We start from the raw sequence: 22,243 nt of genomic DNA, 5'->3' as shown, positions 1-22,243 counted from the left end.
GTTTTACACCTCGTCGACGCTAGTCCTCGCGCTCGTGAGGGAAAGCCCCCAGTTGCGCCAGAACCTTCAGAAGCATACGTGCAAAAGCGCCGATAGCCTCGAAATCCTTGGAGTCGCGACGGCGAGAGAAACGCTCGATGGCCTCCACTGTCGTGGCGAGGTCTTCCAACTGCTCCTCCGACATATGACGGATGGAGCGGGAAACGTCCTGGTTTTCGGACTCTTCGCCGAAGACGAAAGAGGAATGCTTGGCCACCGAAAGGCGCCCGTAATACATCATGATCAACGACAGGAAAGCCCAGCCAATAAGGGCTGACATCACCCATTCGTGAAACACTTCGTCGTCAGAGATCGTAGGCCAAATCTGCTGAGCTTCGGCACGCCAAGCAGCCAGGAACTCAGTAGTCTCGGGTTCGTCCAGAGCGGGGGTCGTGTTGTCCTGTGGGAAGCCCGCGACTACACACGCCACATCAAATGCAGCATCCCGGAATCCCGCCCACTCGTAGTCGAGCAGCACAATGTTGTTGGTGAGCATCACATTGTCCGGGGCCAGGTCAAAGGGCGTAAAGACCTGATACTCGGACTTTGTCTGGCGCTCCGCAGCTTGGGAGGCGTAGCGGTGTACCACCGGGTCGATGGTCAAACCATTGGAGGTCATGAGCTCCACGCCAGATTGGATGAGCTCACCGACGTTGATATCCGATTCATCGATGGCCTCAGGGCTAATCTGATGACGCTGACACTGGCGTCGCATCAGCGTCGAGTAAGCCGAAGCCCCGCCGAACGTCGCGGCATGCATCTTGCCTAGCGAACGGCCGAGCTTACGCAGCGCGACACCCCTCGCTTTGGAATCGTGGAGAGTCAGCACATCAGTGAAACTCGTGCCGTCTCCAGCGTCGGACAGCACCAGTAGGCGCTGGTCAATGTCATATGCAAGCAGTACCGGACCAGGGCGAACTGTCTCGGCCAGCGTGTTCGTGTACTGATAAGCCACAACCTCGCGCAGCATGCCAAGCGCATCGGGACCGAAACTGGCACTACCACCACTGTCAGTTGGGGCGCCCTCCGTGTTGGACTCTGCACCCTGTCCGGCCTCTGGCGGCAGCTGCTTAATGACCACCGATCGCTCCTGCAGGAAAGGATCGGCAGACACCCTGCAGCGCAAAACCATCGAGGATCCACTGCCGCCCAGGTCCTGCGGGTCGCTGAGCTCTGGTGAGCCTCCGAAGCGGGTAGCCAAAAGTTGCGTGGCTGCCTCGACGGTGGACTCGATAGATTGCACTTTAAATCGCCTACTTTTCCTTCTGGCCCTGCTGGCCCTTCTTAGGCTTGAAATCGATGCCAGATTCCTTACGCTGCGCTGCGGAAATTTCGCCCGGAGCGTCGGTCAGAGGATCCACGCCACCGCCGGACTTGGGGAAGGCAATAACGTCGCGGATGGAATCGAAGCCACCCAAAAGGGAAACAATGCGATCCCAGCCGAAAGCGATGCCGCCGTGTGGCGGGGCGCCGAAGGCGAACGCATCGAGCAGGAAGCCGAACTTCTCGCGAGCCTCCTCCTCGCTGATCCCCATGACCTTGAACACGCGCTCCTGGACGTCGGGCTGGTGGATACGGATAGAACCGCCACCAATCTCGTTGCCGTTACACACGATGTCGTAGGCGTAGGCCAGGGCCTCGCCCGGGTTCTCGTCGAAGTTGTCCAGGTATTCCGGCTTCGGGGAGGTAAAGGCGTGGTGCACGGCGGTCCAAGCGGAGTTGCCCAGAGCCACGTCGCCGGAGGCTGTGGCGTCTGCAGCCGGTTCGAACAGAGGGGCGTCCACGACCCAGGTGAAGGCCCAGTCGCCTTCCTTGATCAGCCCCAGCTTGTTGGCGATCTCACCGCGGGCAGCACCCAGCAGGGCACGGGACGGCTTGGTCTCGCCAGCTGCGAAGAAGATGCAGTCGCCCGGCTTCGCGCCGACGTGCTCGGCGATGCCTGCGCGCTCTTCGGCGGTGATGTTCTTGGCCACCGGACCGGACAGCTCGCCGTCCTCGCCCACCAGGATGTACGCCAGGCCCTTGGCACCGCGCTGCTTGGCCCACTCCTGCCAGGCATCCAGCTGGCGGCGGGGCTGGTCAGCGCCACCGTCCATGACCACGGCGCCGACGTACTCGTTCTGGAACACGCGGAAGGTGGTGTTCTTGAAGAAGTCAGTGCACTCGGTGATTCGGATGTCGAAGCGCAGGTCCGGCTTGTCGGAGCCGTAGTACTTCATCGCATCGGCGTAGGTCATGCGCGGGATCGGAGTGGAGATCTCGTAGCCGATCTCCTTCCAAATGGCTACCAGGATCTCCTCTGCCAGCGAGATCACGTCTTCCTGGTCCACGAAGGACATCTCGACGTCCAGCTGGGTGAACTCCGGCTGGCGATCGGCGCGGAAGTCCTCGTCGCGGTAACAACGCGCGATCTGGTAGTAGCGCTCCATACCAGCGACCATCAGCAGCTGCTTAAACAGCTGCGGGGACTGAGGCAGCGCGTAGAACGTGCCCGGGCGCAGGCGTGCAGGCACGAGGAAGTCACGGGCGCCCTCCGGGGTGGAGCGCGTCAGCGTCGGGGTCTCGATTTCCGTGAAGTCGTGGTTGGCCAGCACACCGCGGGCGGCCTGGTTCACGCGAGAACGTAGACGCAGAGCATCACCTTGGGACTTGCGACGCAGGTCAAGGTAGCGGTACTTCAGGCGAGTCTCCTCGCCCACCTCACCGGAGGTGGAAGGATCGTCAATCTGGAACGGTAGTGCAGCCGAGGCGTTCAGAACTTCCAGCTCGGAAACGTTGACCTCGATGCCGCCGGAAGCCAGGTTTGGGTTCTCCGATCCTTCAGGTCGGGCTTCGACCACGCCGGTGACCTTTAGGCAGTATTCGCTGCGCAGGTCGTGCGCGCGCTCGGCTACCTCGGACTCGCGGAAAACGACCTGTGCCACGCCGGTACGGTCGCGCAGGTCGATGAAGATGACGCCACCGTGGTCGCGTCGACGACCGACCCAGCCAGTTAAGGTCACTTCATCGCCGATGTTTTCTGGGCGCAGCTCGCCCGCAAGGTGTGTGCGCAGCACGTTCCTCAGAGTCCTTCCTCGTTATTGTTCGCGTAAGTGTTAGCTAGTGTTAGCTTTTGAGCCTTTTTCGACCTTACAGCTTACCTTGTCCATATAAGGCTGTATATGTCACCTAGGTATGGCACGATTCACTTGTGACTTTCAACAACAATCTGAACAACTATTCCGATCGTGGCCAGCGCGGAGGATCCGGTTCTGGCGGTGGCGGTTTCGGCCTCGGGGGCGGGGGTGGCAACCAAGGTGGGGGCGGCGGCCTGTTTACCGGCCTACTTTTTGGCGCCCTCGCTCGCCGCTTCGGCATTCCGGGAATCATCGTTGCCGCCATTCTGGTGTTCCTCTTTAACGGCGGACTCGGAATGTTGGGTGGGAACAATGCCTCCGACCAGCGTGCGGGCGTCAGTAATAGTAGGCAGGGTGAAGGCTTCGAGCACTGCAAGACCGCCGATGACGCGAATAAGGACGACGACTGCCGAATCCTGGCGACCGCGACTTCCGTCGACGATTTCTGGGGCCGAGCACTTCCCGAGGAAGCCGGGATCGATTACACCAAGCCTGGGCTTGTGATTGCCGAAGGCCAAACCAGTACCAGGTGCGGATCGGCAAACCTCGCCAACACAGGGCCTTTCTACTGCCCAGGCGACGAGACGGTGTACATGTCCACGCCCTTCTTTAAGGAGCTAAAAAAGATGGGCGGTTCCGATGGACCGTTCGCACAGATGTACGTCACTGCCCACGAGTTCGGCCACCACATTCAGCAGCTGGAAGGGAACCTGGGGCTAAGCGACTACGACAATCCAGGCGAGGACTCCAATGCGGTGAAAATGGAAGTCCAAGCCGACTGCTACGCCGGTGTGTGGGCCCAGAACGCAGATAAGGGCGAGGGAGCTCTCTTGGAGCCCCTCACCCAGGAGCAGGTCGAGCAGGCAATTAAGACCGCCCGTGCCATTGGTGATGACGCCATCCAGTCCAGCGCCGGGCAGGAAGTTAACCCTGACAAATGGACCCACGGATCCTCAAAGATGCGCGTGGACTGGTTTATGCGCGGCTACCAGGGTGGCACTATGAAGTCCTGCCACCAGGACTTCCAGCGCTAAACGCCCTGGATAGTGGCCTAGATACTGCCCTAGCGCTGCGGAGGAAGGAAAGGCCGCAGCCAGCTTGGCACAGCGTGGGCTGGAATCAGGTGGTTGATCCAACCCCATACGCCGGCGCTGCCAGCGCCCAGGGCGATAATGCCCAGGATGATCGTGGTGATGATGCCATCCTTGGCAGAGCCACTGATTTCGCCCTTCTGGTTATCGCTAGAACCCGAAGATCCTGTGGAACCAGGGGTATCCGAGGAGCCAGAAGATCCACCCGGCTTGTCGGGAGTACCGGGCTTACCGGGGTCGCCCGGCTTCGGGTCAGCCCCCGGAGCATTGAAGCCCACCTTGATCGGATCGTGGTCCGACGCGCGGAACACATTCGGCTCATAGAAGTCCACCACGTTGTAGTTCCGGCGCGAATACTCAAACGCCACCGACTCGTCGGCGTTGATGTCCCAGACATCCGCACCGGTGGCCAGTTGCGTTGCTTTTTCATTGGCTAGGACGTGATCCAGGGATCCCAAGCGTCCGCCGAACTGGTAGGAGTGACCCGCCTCGTACTTATCTTCGAGGTTGGTGTAGCCCGCCTCTTCGATGATGCTGATTGCTTCCTCTTTCGCATAAGCATTGAAGTCTCCTAGCACGAACTGCGGCTTGTCCTTGAGATCAGGATCCTCGCGCAACCACTTCACCAGCTCACGGGACATGTCGGCGCGCAGACGGGCGTTGTTGCCCTGGCCATCGCCGGTGTCAGCGTCTCCCCTGGCTACGCTCCCCTTGGACTTGTAGTGGTTGACAACCGCTACGAATGCCTGGTCATCAGCCGCGCCCTTGTTCTTGAACTGCTGCGCCAGTGGCTGACGGGCGATCTCGTCGAAGGCGTTAACGTCGAGAATCTTGGACTCCCCGACCGGTTCTACCTTGTCCGGTTGGTAGATAAACGCCGTGCGAATCACGTCCTCGTTCTTCGCTACCTTGCTCGGGCTTGGCACGTACTTCCAATTTCCGCCAGCTTTGTTGAGCTCATCAACGAGGTGCTTCAGTGCTGCATCGCGGTCCTGGCCGAAGCCAGCGGAGTTCTCAATCTCTTCCAGCCCCAAAACGGAGACGTCGAGGGTGTTGATTGCCTTGACGATCTTGGACTGCTGGTCCTTGAATGCCTGCTCCGAGTAGGCTCCACGGACATTGCAGGAGTCAGTAGCTACGGGGTTGCCTTCGCGATCGTTGTAAGCCTTGCAGCCGGCCTCGCCTTGGCCCAAGTCGGTGAAGTAGTTCAACACATTGAAGCTGGCAATGGAATGGCTACCGCCGACGGCCTCCGGACCCTTTTCCTCTGCCGGACGTGAATCCTCCCAGCTGATCGGCAGGTCAGCCTGGGCAGTGTCACCCGTGATCTGACGTGTCGGCTGCAATCCCCACGTTTTGAAATTGTAGGAAAGCACCACCGGGTTGGCGAAGCTTACCTGATCCCCGGAGCGCAGCGACTTGATACCCTCCGCCGTCTTCAGGTACGGCTGTGGTGTATTTTGCGCATCCTTGTTGCGGAAGTAATTCAGCGTCGCGCCATCGTCCAGGGTAACGACGCGCTTGGCATTACCGGCCTCATAAGCTTGAGCTTCCGCACCGGGCGCCACCATGGCAGTCGCCTGGTACAGGGGCTTGTCACCTTCCACCAGGTCTACAGTGCCGTACTGGTTCAGGTTGTAGTTGTTGGTGACGGTGTACGTCGCAGATGGCTTGAACAGCATGTGCTCATTTGCCTCGCGAGTCTCCTCGTCTAGAGGGATCGAATCAGAGATTGGTTCTGGCTTTTCGCCACAGTCTTCGGCAGGGTTGGTGGATTCGGTGTACTTTGCATAACCGATCTGCGTAGATTCGGCGTGCTCTCCTACCTTGCCCGTAACAACGACGCACTTACCCAGGTCGGCTGGGGTGCCATTCTTGCCGGTGTAGACGAACACAGCTTGGGAGGCCTCTCCCGGCTTGTGCAGCTTGGCTTTGCCTCCCTCCTGAATCGTGAAGCCATCGAATCCCCCGGAAGGGTAGCTAGCGGTTACCCAGCCTGCGGTCTTTACTTCTTTGTCCACTAGCGGGGACACTGCACCCGTGCCCTGGATCTCGGAGATCTTCTTCTGCTCTGCTTCGCCCGGTTGTTCCGGTTTAGTGGGATTTTCCGGCTGTTCCGGTGCCGTCGCATTGGGATCAAGAGCATTACCACCGCTGAAACGTGGAGCTGGAGCGCCGACGGTGAAGTCGACGCTATTGTCGTCGGTATCCTTGCCATCGGCAGCACGAGCTGCTGCCTTGGTGGAGCTCAGAGTCCCAGTACCGGCAATCTCATTCAGCTGCGCATTGCCGTAGCCCACAATGTCGATCGCGGGGTTACCTGCAGCCCATTTGTCGGCGGTGTCGCTCAACACGACGGTGCCATTGGAACCGCTCAGATCCAGGTTGTCCCCGGTGGCGTCCGAAACAAAGTCCTGGGTACCGCCATTACGCGCAGCGCCCTTGATCAGGTAGAACGACTTCGGCTGAATCGTGCCGGATAGGGCAACGGGGTGGCCATTGTTACCTCCCTTTGCGGAAAGATATTGGACGGTCCAGCCGTCCAGGCTGATGGGCTTATCGGTTGGGTTGAAAAGCTCCACATAGTCATTCTTCAAGGTGGCACCGGAGTTTCCGCCACCACCGTAAACAGCGCTGATGACGACGTTATCTCCAGCGGGGGTTGCTCCTACGGTTGGAACAGAAAGGACATTGGCGCCGAGTGCCAAAGCACTGAACGTTGCGACGGAGGTGATGGTCTTGAAACGAGCCTTCATATTTCTTCAAGCTTTCTGGTGAAAACAGCCCCCGCATTAAAGGTGCGAGAGCTGAAATGGTGAATCAGTGTTGATGTCAGGTGATTAGATGTGGAGCAGGTCGCGAGCCCACTTCGGCAGGATATGGGTCGGGATGCCACCGTGGTTCTGCACCCAAGCGATGGCAGTTGCGCCACCGATGATCACGGCGAGGATGCCCAGGATGGTGCCGATGATGCCGCCGGTGGAGGAACCGGACAGGGAGCCTTCTGCACCCGGCTTCTCGTCCGACGTTGCACCGCAGCCACGATCGACATCGAGCTTGCCTTCGACGGAGATCGGGTAGTTCAGCTTAGAGCCAGCATCGGTGGTGATCTGCAGGAACGCAGCCTCTTCTGGAACGGTAAGGTTGACGGTAGCCTTGCCGGTTTCGTCGCGGGAGTCGGTGACCGTGTTGTCCATGTCCGCGGAAGCTTCGCCGACGGTGATGGCCTTCTTGCCCTCGCAGCGCAGGAACTTCGCGGTCGCCGTCTTCGGCTTTGCCTCAGGACCCGTGTAGCTCAGGGAGCTGAGCTTAACGGTCACGTCCTTGTTCGGAGCCAGGATGGTCCCGCGCAGCGCCTCGTCGGTCACCTCAGCCTTGTCCACGCCAGCGCCGGACAGCTGCACGCCCACGGAGGTCTGGTTCGGGCGAATCGAGATATCCGAGTTGTCGTTCAGGTAGAGGTTGAATACATCAACATCGATCTGCCCTGCGTCCTGGAACTTTCCCTTCGCGAAGGAATCGAAACCATCGCCACCGGTGAGCAAGAAGCTGGAGCCCGCCACGCGGTAGGTCTTCGTCGGATCCAGGGGCTTACCGTCGATGGTGACGTAGGAGATGCGCTTACCCTGCTCAGCGTCCGGGTTGTAGGCATACTGCACGTTCTTGGACAGACCCAGCGACAGCATCGGGCGCTTGCCACCCGGCTGCCACTGCTGCTCGAGAGCATTCTTCAGGTCCTCACCAGTGATCTCCACAACGCCCAGGGAGTTGCCGAACGGCTGGACGGCGAATGCCTCAGCGAAGGTCACCTCGCCGGATGCCAGGTCCTCACGCACACCACCTGCGTTCATAACACCGATGTCGGCGTTCAGGTCGGTCAGCTTGTTTACACCGTACAGGGTGGCGTCCGCGATCATGGAGTTCAGGGAGGACTCGGTGCCGCGGTTGGTGCCAGTCTCAGCACCGGCGTCTGCACCACGGTAGAAATCGTTCTTCAGGTTCGTGACAACCTTCTCCCCCTCGATCTCCGAGTTTTTCTTCGCTGCGGTGACGATCTCCGCCACTTCTTCATCCGGCGTGGAGCCACAGCGGTCCATCATGTCTTTAGCGGTGCGGTTGGTGGCGGTAACAGACACGACCTTCTTGGCGGCCTTGTCATAGACGATGTCAATGTCAGCCAGATCCATTCCGTAATTGGCCGGCTGCACCAGAACCGGCTTGCCGTCCAGCTTGCGCAGAACATGAGTGTGGCCAGCGATTACTGCATCCACCTTGTCAGAGAATCCGGTGTTGTCCATGCCCTCGTGAACCAGACCCACGATAACGTCAGCCTCTCCACTCTCCTTCAGGCGCTGTGCCTCTGCATTAGTGGCGGCCACTGGGTCGGTAAAGCTAATGCCCTTGATGCCGTCTGGAGAAACGAGCTCAGAGGTCGTGTCAGTCACGGTACCGACATACCCGATCTTCACGCCGTCCTTTTCGATGACCTTAGAAGGGGCGAGCTGTGCGCCCTTAACGTTCGCGCCCAAGTAGGGGAACTTTGCCAACTTGTCGCCGTTCACACCAACCCGGCCTTCGAGGTCATCCCACCCCTTGTCGAACTCGTGGTTACCTACTGCGGAGGTCTCCAGCCCCATCTTGTTCAGTGCCTCAATGGTGGGCTCGTCCTTCAAAATTGAGGACTCGAAGGGAGAGCCACCGATGTTGTCACCCGCAGAAACAAAGCTGGTGTTCGGGTTCTCCTCGCGCTCCTTGTTGATGTAGCAGGCCATCACTGCCGCGCCGGGTTCCGAGATTTTCCCCTCGCGGTCCTTTGCCTGGGACAGGTGACCGTGGAAGTCGGTAACACCGAGGATGTTGAGACTGACTTGGTCGGACTCAGCTGCATACGCGGGGACATTCAGGCCCGCGAGGGCAAGGGTGGGCGCCATGGCGAAAGTCACGACGGCGCGGGAACTGCGGCGGGACAACTTAAACACTTGGGGCTTTCTCCTCGTTGGAAATCGTCAATCGCAAACAATTGCGTAAAAAGAAGGTGTTACAACGAATGAGAGCTAACCATCGTTACGCGCCTTTGTCCGTGCACTATCCCGAGTCGATACGAACCTGAACTGCAACTTCACGTTAGGTAACAATTCTATTAATCTTTAATTCACCAAAAATACCCCCGCGTGGTGTTACGCGGGGGCAATGGTGTGAACTGTGTGAATTCGACGCCGATTTAAGCCTCGGCTGTCTTTTCCGCCAGCAGTTCCACAACTGCTGCCAGGTCTACCTCGTGTTGCTCGTGGGCTGCGAGATCCTTCACCGTCACGGTCCCCTCGGCCAACTCCTTATCACCCAGCACCAGGGCATACAGAGCGCCAGCGCGATCCGCTCCCTTCATCGCGCCCTTGAGCCCGCGATCGCCATAGGACATATCGGCCGGAATGCCACGGCCACGGAGGTCATTAACGATGTTGACCATGCGGCGCTTAGCCTCTGCGCCCAGTGCCACGCCGTAAACGTCGACCCTCCTGCCTGTGGACGCCTGCTTCTCCTCCGCTTCCAGCGCCAGCAAAGCTCGATCGACGCCCAGCCCAAAGCCGATTCCCGAAAGATCCTGCCCGCCCAGCTGTGCCATCAGGCCGTCGTAGCGTCCGCCGCCACCGATGCCGGACTGTGCACCCAGGCCGTCGTGCACGAACTCGAAGCAGGTCTTTGTGTAGTAGTCGAGTCCGCGCACCATGCGCGGGTTGATGGTGTAATCAACTCCCAAATCATCAAGCAGCCCGGTCACGGTCTCGAAATGCTCGCGGGAGGAGTCACTGAGATGATCCAGCATTAAGGGAGCCTCGGTCAGCATCTCCTGCATCTCTGGACGCTTATCATCGAGCACCCGCAGCGGGTTCAACTGCGCACGGCGTTGAGTCTCCTCATCCAGGGGCAAGGTTGCCAGGAAGTCCTGCAGCTTTTGTCGGTATGCAGGACGGTCATCCCAGTCGCCCAAGCTGGTTAGCTCCAGGCGGAAGCCGGTGAGGCCTATGGAGGTAAAACAGCGGTTAGCCAGCGCGATGACTTCGGCATCTAGCGCGGGATCGTCCACACCAATGGCCTCCACGCCGACCTGCTGGAGCTGACGGTAGCGGCCGGCCTGCGGGCGTTCGTAGCGGAAGAACGGGCCATTGTAGACCAGTTTGACGGGTAGCTGTCCACGATCCAGATTGTGCTCAATAACGGAGCGCATGACGCCCGCAGTGCCCTCTGGCCGCAAGGTCACCGACCGACCGCCCCGGTCGGCAAAGGTATACATTTCCTTCGATACGACATCGGTGGATTCACCTACACCGCGAGCGAACAGTGAGGTCTCCTCAAAGATCGGCAACTCCACGTGCTCGTAACCTGCCGTGTGCGCCGCGGAGGTGAAGGCGTCCTTAACCGCCTTGAACTCCGCCGACGTCGGCGGAAAATAATCTGGCACGCCCTTTGGCGCGCTCAGGGCCTTAAACTTCTGGGGCTTAGGCTTCTGAGCCTTCTGTTGCTTCTTGTCGCTCTCAGTCACAAAGAAACAGTCTACTAAACCGCTACTTTACGGCTGCCAGGAAGCTATTCGTCCGCTTCTCTTCGCCGATGGTGGTGTGCGGTCCGTGCCCCGGCAAGACGATGTCTTCGTCCGCAAAATCCGTAGTCAGCTTCTTCAAGCTCAGCATCATGTCCTCCGGCGAGCAACCAGGCAGATCGGAGCGCCCTACTCCCCCGCGGAAAAGGACATCGCCGCCGATAATCAGCCCATCCACGCGGAACATCACATGGCCTGGGGAATGACCGGGCATGTGGTGGATCTCGAACTCCGTGCCGCCAATGCTTATCGAGTCCTCAAGGAGATGAATATCCTCAATAGCTGGCATATTGGCCACGTCGAAAGGTACCGCGAGCGGGCTGGCTGCCTGATCCATCTCCAACATGAAACGATCCAGCTCGTGAACGAACACCGGCACGCCAAAGGCACCCGCGTCTCGGATGTGGTCAATGTGGCCGTGAGTCAGCACCACTTTCTCTACCTTGAAGTTGTGTTCGGCGGCGAGACCTTGAATATGCTCGTACGCACCTAGCCCAGGATCGATAACGACCGCCGGGAAGTTTTCCCCCGAAGTGGCGTCAGAACCATCAATCAACACATAGCAATTGGTCTCGAAAGGTCCGGCGGCGAAGCTCAAGATCTGCGTGGTCTCCGGCAGGGCTACGGGACGGTCGGAGTAATTGGTGCTCATGCCACTACACCCTAGCGAAAGCTCATCGAGGGGCGTGCCCTTGTGCCCGATTCGTGCTCTCCATAAGGCATAATGGATCACCGTATCTAGCAGAAGAAAGGCTCTAGAAAACGTGTCTGAAAAGAACTACCCGAACGAGGCCAAGCGCGACGAGGCGCTAAAGGAGCTGGAAAAGGCTCTGAAGTCTCGTGAACGCAAGGACAAGATCGCTCCTCTGGGCGTGGTTTTCGCCACCCTCGCCGTGCTGGTCCTTATCGTAGGTGGCATCTGGTTCGCTTCCACCTATAGTTCCGATAAAGATGAGGATCAGGTCGCCGAAAGCAACGAGCAGACCTCCGAGCCGGAAGTGGAAACCGCAGCACTCCCCGAGGGGCCTCTGAAGCCCTACGGCAATAGCGTCAAGTGCGAGTACAAGAAGGATCCGAAGGGCAAGCTCAGCGAGGCTGGTCTGCCGGACGGCAATGACGTTTCTGCACAGGGCACCCAGAAGGTGACTCTCACCATAAACGGCGAGAAGGTTGGTCTGGAGCTGGCAAACGATAAATCTCCGTGCTCGACGAATTCCTTCGCGCATCTGGTGCAGAAGAAGTTCTACGATTCCACCAAGTGCCACCGTTCCGTCAAGTCTGACTCCATGACCATCCTGCAGTGCGGTGACCCGGAGGGCACCGGTGCAGGCGGCCCGGGCTACTCGTTCCCGGATGAGTACCCGACGAACGGAGTTAAGAAGGACAAGGCTGAAACTCCCGTCAACTACAAGCGCGGAACCCTGGCCATGGCCAACAGCGGTCCGAACACGAACGGAAGTCAGTTCTTCCTGGTAACGGGAGATACCACCCTGCCGCCGAAGTACAACATCTTCGGCACTATCGACGAAGAGGGTCTCAAGGCACTCGACAAGCTGATGGAGAAGGCACCGGAGGGTGATGCAGCCCCGACCGAGGACATCAAGATCGAGTCCGCGGTACTGGGTTAACTCCCACCGCGCTAAATCCGACCGCGTTAAGTCCCACTGCGCAAGATGCAACGTGACCGGAGGGGCTAGATCCTTCTAGCCGCCGGTCGTCACGCGGTAGACGTCATAGACACCCTCGACATTGCGCAACTGGTTCATCATGTAGCCCAGCTGCTTCGTGTCCGACACCTCGAAAGTAAAGCGGATCGTTGCCACCCGGTCGCCCGCTGTGTGCGAATTCGTGGCAATAATCGGCACCTTCTGCTCCGATACAACGCGTGTGACCTCGGAGAGCAATCCATTGCGATCCAGTCCTTCGATCTGGATCGTCACCATAAACACCGCGTTGTGGAAGCTGCTTGCCCACGAAACCTCGATGATGCGCTGTGGCTCTTGATGTAGTTTCTCGGCGTTAGTGCAGTCGGTGCGGTGGACACTAACTCCCCCGCCCTTCGTGATGAAGCCGAAGATCTTATCGCCTGGCACTGGAGTACAGCACTTTGCCAGCTTGGCAGAGAAATCCGACTCACCTTGAACTAGGATGCCGGAGCCATCTCCCCGCCCTTCCTGTGGCGTGTTGGCAATCTTCGATGTGGCGGGGCGAGAATGTAAAACGTCATCCGCCTCGGATTCCGGCTCCACCCCGTCAACCAGGCGGTGGCATACGTTCCCCGCTGTGATCTCTCCCCGCCCAATGGCCGTATATAGTGCCTCGACGTCAGAGTAGTTAAGTTCGCTGGCCAGCAATCGCAGCGATTCGTGCGTAAACAAACGGTGCACCGCAAGGCCACCGCGTTGTGCCTCCGCGGCCAGCATATCGCGGCCTTTTTCTGCAGCTTCTTCACGGCGTTCCTTGGCGAACCATTGACGGATCTTCGCCTTCGCCCGTGGGGAGACGACAATGTTCATCCAGTCCTTCGACGGGCCGGAGTTTTGATCCTTGGAGGTGAATACCTCTACTTTGTCGCCCGTCTTAAGCTTGGATTCCAGCGCCACTAACTTGCCGTTGACTTTCGCGCCAATGCAGCGATGCCCAATCTCCGTGTGCACCGCATAAGCGAAGTCGATCGGTGTGGAGCCGTTCGGCAGCGTAATCGCATCTCCCTTTGGAGTGAATACGAAGATCTGGTTGGTGGATAGGTCATAACGAAGCGAATCCAGGAACTCGTTCGGATCCGCTGCTTCCTTCTGCCAATCCAGCAACTGGCGCATCCACGCCATCTGGTCTACTTCCTGCGACTCGCTATTGTTATTGCCGCGAGTTTCCTTGTAGCGCCAATGCGCCGCGATGCCGTATTCGGCATTATGGTGCATTTCATGGGTGCGGATCTGCACCTCCAGTGGCTTGGTATCGGGTCCAATCACTGTGGTGTGCAGCGATTGGTACACACCAAAACGGGGCGAGGAGATGTAGTCCTTAAAACGTCCCGGCATTGGCTGATATAGCGTATGGATCCCACCAACCGCGGCATAACAGTCCTTCACGCTATCCACGAGGATGCGTACCCCGACCAGGTCAAAGATCTCGTCGAAGTCGCGGCCGCGGACAATCATTTTCTGGTAGATCGACCAGTAGTGCTTCGGTCGGCCTTCCACGGTGGCATGCAGAGAGCTGCGAGACATTGCCAACTCGATCTCCTGCTTGACCTTGGCCAGGTACTGGTCACGCTTCGGAGCCCGGTCGGCAACGAGCCGCACGATCTCGTCGTACTTCTTCGGGTACAAAATGGCGAAGGCGAGATCTTCTAGCTCCCACTTCACCGTCGCCATGCCCAGGCGGTGCGCTAGCGGAGCGATCACCTCAAGGGTTTCGCGGGCCTTTTTAGCCTGCTTTTCTGGTGGCAGGAAGCGCATCGTGCGCATGTTGTGGAGCCGATCCGACACCTTGATCACCAGTACGCGCGGATCCTCGGACATGGCGACGATCATCTTGCGGATCGTTTCTGCCTCCGCCGCGGACCCCAGCACTACCTTGTCGAGCTTAGTGACGCCATCTACAAGACGTGCGACCTCTGTGCCGAAATCGCGGGAAAGATCCTCCAGCGAGTAATCCGTATCCTCCACCGTGTCATGTAGTAGTGCTGCGACCACCGTGGTGGTATCCATACCTATCTCGGCGGCAATAGTTGCCACGGCGAGCGGATGGGTAATGTACGGCTCACCCGACTTGCGCTTAACGCCCTCGTGCAGCTTTTCGGCCGTCGTATATGCGCGGTTGAGCAGAGCCAGATCGGCACGCGGATGAAAGCGTCGGTGCACAGAAATGAGTGGCCCCAGAACCGGATTAATCTTCGGTTTCCCGGTGCCGGTGAGGCTGCGCGCGATGCGGGCCGCCATCCATAGCGAACCCTTTTCGTTGCTCATTACCGCTTACATCCTGCCTATGTTTCTCTAGCTTGTTCTATGTAGTTGTGGGTCTTTTGTGGACGCCACCTACGTCTCAAAGCAGCCGAGCGGGTCAGCCAGCGTGATCGACCACATAAAGTGGCAGATCCTTGAGGCGATCGCGGCCGTCCAACGCAGCCACTTCTAGCACCACGCCCAGTCCGCAGACATTCGCCCCTGCTTTTTCCAGCAGTTCCCGAGACGCGCTCAGCGTTCCGCCCGTGGCCAAAACGTCGTCGATGAGGAACACATTCTTGCCTTGCAGCGGAATGGCATTACCGGCGGGGATCTCCAGGGCGGCCGTGCCGTACTCCAAAGCGTAGTCGACGTGGTGGACAGGAGGTGGCAGTTTACCGCCTTTTCGAACTGCTAGAATGCCCACCCCCAGTTCGTAAGCGACGGCGCTGCCGAGGAGGAAACCGCGCGCATCCAAACCACCAATGAGGTCAATGTCGTAGTTGCGGCAGTGATTTGCCAGATCCTTCACCAGGGCTTTGAACGCTGCGGGATCAGCCAGTACTGGAGTGAGATCCTCAAAGACGATTCCGCGCGAGGGGAAGTCCGGAACGATCCTGATGAGTCGGCGGAGTGCTTTGGCGGCAGACTCCGGTTGTTCGGTGCTTGTTGCGGTGGCTGTTTCTTTGGCAGTAGTCAAGCTCTCGGGTCCTCTTCTCTTGTGGCGCTTAGCCGTGCTGCTCGGTTTCGTGGTGCTCACCAGGGTTGGCAGGTTCCGTGGCTTCGGTTCCTACGGCTCCATCATCGTGCTGGTCAGAAGCCCGGCCAGTAGCCACCGGCTCGTCGGATTCGATCCAGCGGTCCATATTCCAGCTCACTCCCGAATCAGAGGTGCTGTCCAACACGTTCGCGGCATGAATCTCAGCCAGGATGGTGCGTGGTTCGGTCACTAGTGGCAGGGTGATGGCTTGCTCGGCAAGAACTGCTTCCGCGGCGCGGATCCCCTTCAACGGAGAAGCCTGGGTGGAGTTCACCTCGGAATTGCGGCCTAATGCCGAGCGGGTATCCAATGCCACGTCGTAATCTACGCCAAGTAGCCCATAGTTTTCAGACTTGCGGGGCACGGCCTCGATCTTTACGCCCGCCTTGGCACACTGAGAAGACAGGGCGTCGACAATCTTTTTATACCGCGGAACGCTATCGAGGAAACCAATCCGAATGGTCTGTCCGTTCAGCAACGTCCGCGCTTGTTCAATGTCGACGGCGGTGTTTGCATCGTTAATGTCGTTGAGGTATCCCCGCAGAGGGTGACCGGGTCTGATGACGCGCAGTCCGGTGGGTTGCACCGCCGCGCCGGTCTCCTTTTCCACTTCCCCGGCCAAAACCTTGCGGTCGATGCAGGCATTGAATGCGCGACGAGCCGCGGGATCCTGCAATACGCCCAAACCGGAAAGGCGGAGTGTATCTGTGCGTTCCGCGTTGGTTTCAACGACGCGGAAATCGTCACTATTCAGCCCTAGGTCGCTTGCTACCTTGCCTGGCTTATCGCCAGCCCCTTGCTCGGTATCTACGACAGAAAGTTGTTTATTGTCCGCAAGCTTCTTAACGTCCGCATCACGCGGCCACAAGTACAACGGAGTCTGGGCGGGCTCCACGCCCTTCCACTCGGGGTTCTTCTCCAGCTTCAGCGACCCATTTTCCTCCTTGCCGCTGATCTTGTACGGCCCCGAAGTCGGCACGTCGGCCGGGTTAGTCTTGTCGAAAGAGAAGACGTCTTGCCACGCCCGACCCAGATCAGTGAGGGTCTGCTCATCGGAAGAATTAAGTGCAGTGACGATATCGTCTACCCCTGCCTTCTTCGCCACGGTATGGGACGGCAAAACCGTGCCGGGGCCAAAGAGTTCGCGGTAGCGCTCTCCGCGCTTATCCGCAAAATGCACGCTAAACTTCTTTGCCCCTGCGGCACATTCCACTTGCTCTACCTGACCGAACAATGGCATATCGGAGCCGAAGAGATCGGGGCGAGTACTGGCCTTGTACGCCAGCAAGAAATCATCGCAAACTACCGGCTTAGCATCGGAGTAGGTCGCTTTCTCATTGATGGTGTAGTCCACGCGCCGCGGGTTGCCCGGCGCAGGCTTTGCAGTGACTAAGTCGCCATTGGGCAGAATCTGACCACGTGGCCCGGAAATGAATGCTCCCGGGTATAGACGGGCGGATACTTTCGCTGCGTCCGTTGCCACGCCAACACCTGTGCCCGCATTGGAGGTGACCAGGTCGCTCGACAGGACATAGCCGAACTGCTCGGGAGTGTTAGCAACACCAGCGTCTTTGCCGCAGCCGGCAAGACCCGCAGCTGCCAGAGCGGCGGATAGAGCCAGCACCATGGTCGCTTTCGTCGACCCGCCTGTGTGCCGTTTGCGGTTCACTGGTCGCCTCCCCGTAGACAAGTTGTGGATGATTGAGGTCAGTGCTAACTACATGCCCGGACGCCAAGATCGCCCGGCGTCCTCGTTCCCGGCTTCGCGCTTGTAGTCCTCCATGGAGTCCTCAGCGCTGTGCGAGCTGCGACGTGCGGACTCCATTCGAGCGTTCGGGCTGGAAACCCCACGCTTGGCAGAACCACTGATCCTTTCGCTGGAGCTAACTGCAGTTGCCGCTGCGGCGTCATCATCTACCGTATCGTGAGCGCTCTCCTTGTCCATGGCGCTTTCAGCTTCCCCAGCTTCTTCGGCAACCACAGCGTCGTCTTCCTCCGCTGCAAGGGAACGAGCGCGCTCCACGCGAGCCTCGTGCTGCTTGTACTTCTTCTGACGCATCTTGAAGGTAACCAACAAAGGTGCGGCGAAGAAGATCGAGCTAAGCGTACCCGCGATCACGCCGATGAATTGCACCAATGCCAGATCCTTTAGCGTACCCACGCCCATGATTCCCACAGCTACGACCAGCAGAGAGGCGATCGGAACCAGCGAGAAGATGGAGGTATTGATGGAGCGCATAATGGTCTGGTTGATCGCCAGGTTTGTTTCCTCGGCATAAGTCGCACGGGTCGAGCCGAATAGTCCGGAAGTATTTTCCTGCACCTTGTCGAACACGACGACCGTGTCATATAGCGAGTAAGCCAGAATCGTCAGCAGGCCGATCACCGTAGCCGGCGATACTTCGAAGCCGATCAGTGCGTAAATGCCGGACACGACCGTAAGGTCAATCAGCAGACAGAGGATCGCGGAGATCGCCATGTCGCGCTCCATGCGCACGGCAATGTACAGGAAGACCACCAGCAAGAACACGCCCAGTGCAATGAGCATCTTCTTGGTAATGCTGTCGCCCCACGACTCGGAGACGGTGGAATCGCTAATTGCGTCCTGGGTTACCTCTCCGGCGTTGTTCTTCGGGTGATACTCGTTGAACAGTGCAGAACGAGCCTCGCGGATCTGCTCTTCGGACAGGCGCTCCGAGGTGATTTCGATGGATTCAGCGTCGCCGCTACCCACGGTTTGAGTAGCCTGCGGGGCAATTCCCGTGGCCTGTTCAAAAACTTCGGCCACGCTGGATTCGGTGGCGCCACCAGCCGGTGGCATGGTCATGCGCGTGCCGCCTTCGAAGTCGATGCCCAGGCTGAAGCCGCGCACCACAATCGAAACCAGACAGGCTACGAGAACCGCAACGAGTACGCCATAGAGGCGCCCGCGGTTTTGTACGATACGGAATCCGCCGTTGCCGTTGTATAGCTTTTCGAAGAAACCACCGGCGTTTGCATCGGGAGCGTCTACTGGTTTGGTCTCTGTGGCGGAAAGCTCCGGGGCATTTTTAGCGCTCAAGGTGTCAGCCTTACTCATTTACTTCCCCTCCTTCTTCTTGGAGGTCGGGGTAACCTTCTCGTCGCTGTCTTTATCTGGTGACGCCTTTACGTCTGTCTCGTCGGCCTTTTCAGCCTCTGTTCGAGTGTCTTCCTGACTGTCCTGCTCGGCGTCCTCATCAGCGGAAGTCTCAGAGGATTTGCTCGAGGTCTTTGCGGCTTTGGAACGGAGAGCGTGTTCGTGCGGCTTGCGGCCGTATTTTCGCTCCGCCGCGCGGTAGGCGGCACCGAGGCCATTGAGCTTCGGCGAGGCGAAGAAACGTCGACGGGACATCAGGATCAGCAGCGGCGCAGTCAACAGGAATGCGACCAAGAGGTCGAACAAGGTCGTCAGTCCCAGGGTGAATGCGAAGCCCTTAACATCGCCGATCGCCAGGAAGTACAGGATCACAGCGGCAATCAGGGAGACGATATTACCGGTAACAATGGTGCTCCGGGCCCGCTGCCAGGCGCGTGGCACAGCCGAACGGAAGGTCGATCCGTTGCGGATCTCGTCCTTGATCCTTTCGAAGTAGATGACGAAGGAGTCCGCGGTGGTACCGAGGCCGATGATCAGACCAGCGATGCCCGAAAGATCCAGGCTATAGCCGATCCAGCGGCCGAGCAGGACGATAAATCCGTACACCAGAGAGAAAGCGGCAATCAGCGAGAGAATTGCGACAAAGCCCAGGCCGCGGTAGTAAGCCAGGGCGTACAACCCCACGAGCACTAGTCCGACCAGGCCAGCGATCACGCCAGCCTTCAGCGATGCCGCACCCAGTGAAGGCGAGATCGTAGTGGTGGTACCACCTGGCTCGCCGTTTTCACCGACGAAGCTCAACGGAAGCGCACCGTAGCGCAGGTTGTTGGCGAGGTCTTGAGCTTCCTTTTCAGAGAAGCTACCGGTGATCTGGGAGACCTCCCCCGGAGGTGTTGGCGACTGGATCTGTGGTGCGGAGATGACCTTGGAGTCCAGGGTAATAGCCACGCGCTTGCCCATCATCTGCTGACCAAGTGCGTACCAGGTCTCGCCACCCGGGGTCTGGTCACCGGTCTTGAATTTGAAGGTGATGGCCATCTGTGCCGAGTTCGGCTGCAGGCCGCCAGTAATCTGCGAGTTCGTATCAATCATTTCGCCGGTCAGGCGCTCACCGTTCTTCTCGTCGGTTTCGCCCTTCAGTAGCGGCGCCGGCCCCAGAACCATCGGTCCCTGGTCACTACACGTAACCAACGGCTTGGCCGGGTCATCGGAGCCTGCCATCGGATCGTTTTTCTCGCAGTCCATCAGGGATCCGGCGGCCTGCTGCTTGTTGCCATCCGTGCTCTGGCGGTCTGCCTTGAGAATTTCTACCTGCTTATCGCGGCGTTCCTGCTCTTCGACGGAATCTTTTGGTTCCGGCAGGGGCTTGGACGTTACCTTCATCTTCTTAGGTGCATCCTTCAGCCCCAGCTGCGGGAAAGCCTTCACCATGCGATCCAGGCGCTCGTTGGCAAGATCCTCACTAATGATGCCTTGCTGCACCCAAGAGTTAGCCATCTTCTGCAGAACCTTCGGGAAGTCCTTGGTTGGTGCACCTGGCTGGGACTCCGGGCGGAACAGCAGCTGTGACGTCTTACCCAAAGTGCGGGCTTCACCCGCATCCTCGCCCGGCACGGTAATGACTAGGTTATTGCCGTCGGTCACCACCGAAGCGCCGGAAACGCCCATGCCGTTCACACGGTTTTCCAAAATGGTTCGCGCTTGATTCAGTTGCTCCGGGGTGGGCGTACCTCCCTGCGGAACCAGTGTCACGCGGGTGCCGCCCTGCAGGTCAATGCCCAGCTTGGGGCCGAAAGACTTATTGCCCGTGAACATGATTAAGCCCAGCACGATGAGGACGATCACCACAAACGCGGCAATCGCCCGCTTCGGCCACGCGAATCCGCTCCGCGCTGCTGTTCTCTTTTTCTTCTTTGCCACCGCTAAATTACTCCTGCAATCCGGCCGCGCATGGGGTGCCGCCGGTGTAGTAAAACATCCAACCCCGTGATACTAGCGCCTTGCCAGGGGTGTTTTAAACACCAGACACTGCTTAAAGCGCCAACTCTTGGGGGATTTTTGCCACGAATTTCCTTAGTCGTCGGTGTGGTTATCCGACTTTTCTACGTGGCGGTCAGTCAATTGAGTTTCCTGCTGGGAACCGGGTTCCACAGCATCCACGGTTTCCAGGATCGAGATCTTTTCCCAGGTGGTCACAACTCCCTTGGCGATCTCCAGATCAACCGTGGTCTCCCCCACGTGCGCTACGCGACCGTGCAAACCCGAAGTCGTCTTTACAACCATGCCCGGGCCCAGCTGCTCTTGGAAGTCACGAACCTGCTGTAGCCGCTTGTTCTGCTTGCGGATCTGAATCAGCGGCAAGCCGACAAAGACCAGTAGGACGAGGACAATAAGAATAATGTCATTTGGCATAGTGACAATCTTGCCATATCGCCCTACTCGTTCGACTACAGCCCGATGGTGCCCTCCGGCGGTTCTAATCCAATGTGTCGCCATGCCGCCGCAGTAGCCACTCGCCCTCGTGGGGTACGGCTCACCATGCCTGCCCTCACAAGGTAGGGTTCGCACACTTCTTCGACCGTGGACGGTTCTTCCCCTACCGCTAGGGCTAGGGTGTTGACGCCCACCGGCCCGCCACCATGGCCCTTCACCAGGGCTTCGATGACGGCTCGGTCGAGTCTATCCAGTCCGGACTCGTCAACGTCGAACACCAGCAAGGCAGCTCGCGCCACCTCCAGGGTGATCTTTCCGTCCGCATTTACGTCCGCGAAGTCGCGCACTCGGCGTAGCAAGCGGTTGGCAATTCGCGGCGTTCCGCGGGAACGCGAGGCAATCTCTGCTGCGGCGTCACCGTTAATATCAACGCCGAGGATCCCCGCGGCACGTGTGACAACACGGGTGAGATCCGCGACGTCGTAAAACTCCATCTGGGCAGTGAAGCCGAACCGATCTCGTAGCGGCCCGGTCAGCATACCCGCGCGGGTTGTTGCGCCGACCAGGGTAAACGGGGCGATCTCAATGGGAATAGAAGTTGCTCCTGGCCCCTTGCCCACGATCACGTCGATGCGGAAGTCTTCCATCGCCATGTACAGCATCTCTTCGGCGGGACGAGCCATGCGGTGAATCTCATCGATAAAGAGAACATCGCCCTCCATGAGGTTAGAAAGCATGGCGGCCAGATCGCCCGCGCGTTCCAATGCCGGACCAGAGGTCATGCGCAGGGAGGTGCCAAGTTCCTGGGCAATAATCATCGCCATCGTGGTTTTGCCAAGACCGGGCGGCCCGGCCAGCAGCACATGATCCGGTGTGACTCCGCGAGAGCGGGCGCCGCCGAGCACCAGATCCAGCTGAGTGCGCACCTTCGGCTGACCGATGAACTCGTCCAAAGACTTAGGTCGTAGCGAGGTATCGATATCGGTGTCCCCAGAGGTTTCCTGGGGGTTCAGATCGGCGTTTTGAACGAAGCCACCTTGTGCTGCGGCTGAATTTCCCGATGCATTTCCGGGGGCTGAGCTCATGCCAATACCTGGCGGTAGTTTGAATTCTGTCCGCTCGATGTCGCTCATGATTCTTT

Annotated in this window: 15 protein-coding genes; 2 read left to right on the top strand and 13 right to left on the bottom strand. The window is 58.8% G+C overall.

Going from position 1 to position 22,243, the window contains the following annotated elements:
- Positions 1–19: 19 nt before the first annotated feature.
- Together ACUY2T_RS03785 and aspS are read right to left on the bottom strand one after the other, a co-directional pair.
- Positions 20–1,282: a phosphotransferase family protein gene (locus tag ACUY2T_RS03785; RefSeq protein ID WP_448307626.1), complete on the bottom strand. Its 1,263-nt coding sequence runs from the start codon at positions 1,280–1,282 to the stop codon at positions 20–22.
- Positions 1,283–1,292: 10 nt separating this feature from the next.
- Positions 1,293–3,095, bottom strand: coding sequence for an aspartate--tRNA ligase (gene aspS, locus ACUY2T_RS03780; RefSeq protein ID WP_448307625.1), 1,803 nt, complete (start codon positions 3,093–3,095; stop codon positions 1,293–1,295).
- 134 nt (positions 3,096–3,229) lie between these two features.
- On the opposite strand from aspS, the gene ypfJ reads away from it, so the two are divergent.
- A complete protein-coding gene (gene ypfJ / locus ACUY2T_RS03775; RefSeq protein ID WP_448307624.1) occupies positions 3,230–4,189 on the top strand; it encodes a KPN_02809 family neutral zinc metallopeptidase in 960 nt (319 codons plus the stop codon).
- A 29-nt stretch (positions 4,190–4,218) separates the two neighbouring features.
- On the opposite strand, the gene ACUY2T_RS03770 is transcribed toward ypfJ, so the two are convergent.
- From ACUY2T_RS03770 to ACUY2T_RS03755, 4 genes are all read right to left on the bottom strand, one after another.
- Positions 4,219–7,002, bottom strand: coding sequence for an ExeM/NucH family extracellular endonuclease (locus ACUY2T_RS03770; protein WP_448307623.1), 2,784 nt, complete (start codon positions 7,000–7,002; stop codon positions 4,219–4,221).
- Between the two features lie 84 nt (positions 7,003–7,086).
- Entirely contained in the window at positions 7,087–9,225 is a 2,139-nt protein-coding gene (locus ACUY2T_RS03765) for a bifunctional metallophosphatase/5'-nucleotidase (protein ID WP_448307622.1), read from the bottom strand.
- A gap of 242 nt (positions 9,226–9,467) precedes the next feature.
- Entirely contained in the window at positions 9,468–10,787 is a 1,320-nt protein-coding gene (gene hisS, locus ACUY2T_RS03760) for a histidine--tRNA ligase (RefSeq protein ID WP_448307621.1), read from the bottom strand.
- Positions 10,788–10,809: 22 nt separating this feature from the next.
- Positions 10,810–11,496, bottom strand: coding sequence for an MBL fold metallo-hydrolase (locus ACUY2T_RS03755; RefSeq protein WP_448307620.1), 687 nt, complete (start codon positions 11,494–11,496; stop codon positions 10,810–10,812).
- Positions 11,497–11,608: 112 nt separating this feature from the next.
- Between ACUY2T_RS03755 and ACUY2T_RS03750 the strand changes: the two genes are divergently transcribed.
- Positions 11,609–12,472 (top strand): peptidylprolyl isomerase, encoded by an 864-nt coding sequence (locus ACUY2T_RS03750; RefSeq protein ID WP_448307619.1) that lies wholly within the window; start codon positions 11,609–11,611, stop codon positions 12,470–12,472.
- Between the two features lie 75 nt (positions 12,473–12,547).
- Here ACUY2T_RS03750 and ACUY2T_RS03745 read toward each other — a convergent pair whose 3' ends face one another.
- The 7 genes from ACUY2T_RS03745 to ruvB all read right to left on the bottom strand — a co-directional run bounded on the left by ACUY2T_RS03745 (position 12,548) and on the right by ruvB (position 22,235).
- The gene (locus ACUY2T_RS03745) at positions 12,548–14,815 is read right to left on the bottom strand and encodes a RelA/SpoT family protein (protein WP_448307618.1); all 2,268 of its coding nucleotides are present in this window, start codon (positions 14,813–14,815) and stop codon (positions 12,548–12,550) included.
- Positions 14,816–14,909: 94 nt separating this feature from the next.
- Positions 14,910–15,491, bottom strand: coding sequence for an adenine phosphoribosyltransferase (locus ACUY2T_RS03740; RefSeq protein WP_448307617.1), 582 nt, complete (start codon positions 15,489–15,491; stop codon positions 14,910–14,912).
- 28 nt (positions 15,492–15,519) lie between these two features.
- Positions 15,520–17,220 (bottom strand): ABC transporter substrate-binding protein, encoded by a 1,701-nt coding sequence (locus ACUY2T_RS03735; RefSeq protein ID WP_448307616.1) that lies wholly within the window; start codon positions 17,218–17,220, stop codon positions 15,520–15,522.
- A 48-nt stretch (positions 17,221–17,268) separates the two neighbouring features.
- Positions 17,269–18,630: a protein translocase subunit SecF gene (gene secF, locus ACUY2T_RS03730; protein ID WP_448307615.1), complete on the bottom strand. Its 1,362-nt coding sequence runs from the start codon at positions 18,628–18,630 to the stop codon at positions 17,269–17,271.
- Entirely contained in the window at positions 18,631–20,589 is a 1,959-nt protein-coding gene (gene secD, locus ACUY2T_RS03725; RefSeq protein WP_293791546.1) for a protein translocase subunit SecD, read from the bottom strand.
- Between the two features lie 153 nt (positions 20,590–20,742).
- Positions 20,743–21,081, bottom strand: a complete 339-nt coding sequence (gene yajC, locus ACUY2T_RS03720) for a preprotein translocase subunit YajC (protein WP_293791547.1) — start codon at positions 21,079–21,081, stop codon at positions 20,743–20,745.
- 35 nt (positions 21,082–21,116) lie between these two features.
- Positions 21,117–22,235: a Holliday junction branch migration DNA helicase RuvB gene (ruvB, locus tag ACUY2T_RS03715; protein ID WP_293791548.1), complete on the bottom strand. Its 1,119-nt coding sequence runs from the start codon at positions 22,233–22,235 to the stop codon at positions 21,117–21,119.
- Positions 22,236–22,243 lie beyond the last annotated feature (8 nt).

Source organism: Corynebacterium sp. 22-2729, assembly GCF_053479475.1.
The sequence above is the reverse complement of the archived record's forward strand: the minus strand, read 5'-3'. Positions and strand labels throughout refer to the sequence as shown.

Coding starts and splice junctions, on each gene's coding strand:
- yajC (WP_293791547.1), bottom strand. CDS start 21,081: ATGCCAAATGACATTATTCTTATTGTCCTCGTCCTACTGGTCTTTGTC.
- secF (WP_448307615.1), bottom strand. CDS start 18,630: ATGAGTAAGGCTGACACCTTGAGCGCTAAAAATGCCCCGGAGCTTTCC.
- ACUY2T_RS03770 (WP_448307623.1), bottom strand. CDS start 7,002: ATGAAGGCTCGTTTCAAGACCATCACCTCCGTCGCAACGTTCAGTGCT.
- ruvB (WP_293791548.1), bottom strand. CDS start 22,235: ATGAGCGACATCGAGCGGACAGAATTCAAACTACCGCCAGGTATTGGC.
- ACUY2T_RS03755 (WP_448307620.1), bottom strand. CDS start 11,496: ATGAGCACCAATTACTCCGACCGTCCCGTAGCCCTGCCGGAGACCACG.
- ACUY2T_RS03745 (WP_448307618.1), bottom strand. CDS start 14,815: ATGAGCAACGAAAAGGGTTCGCTATGGATGGCGGCCCGCATCGCGCGC.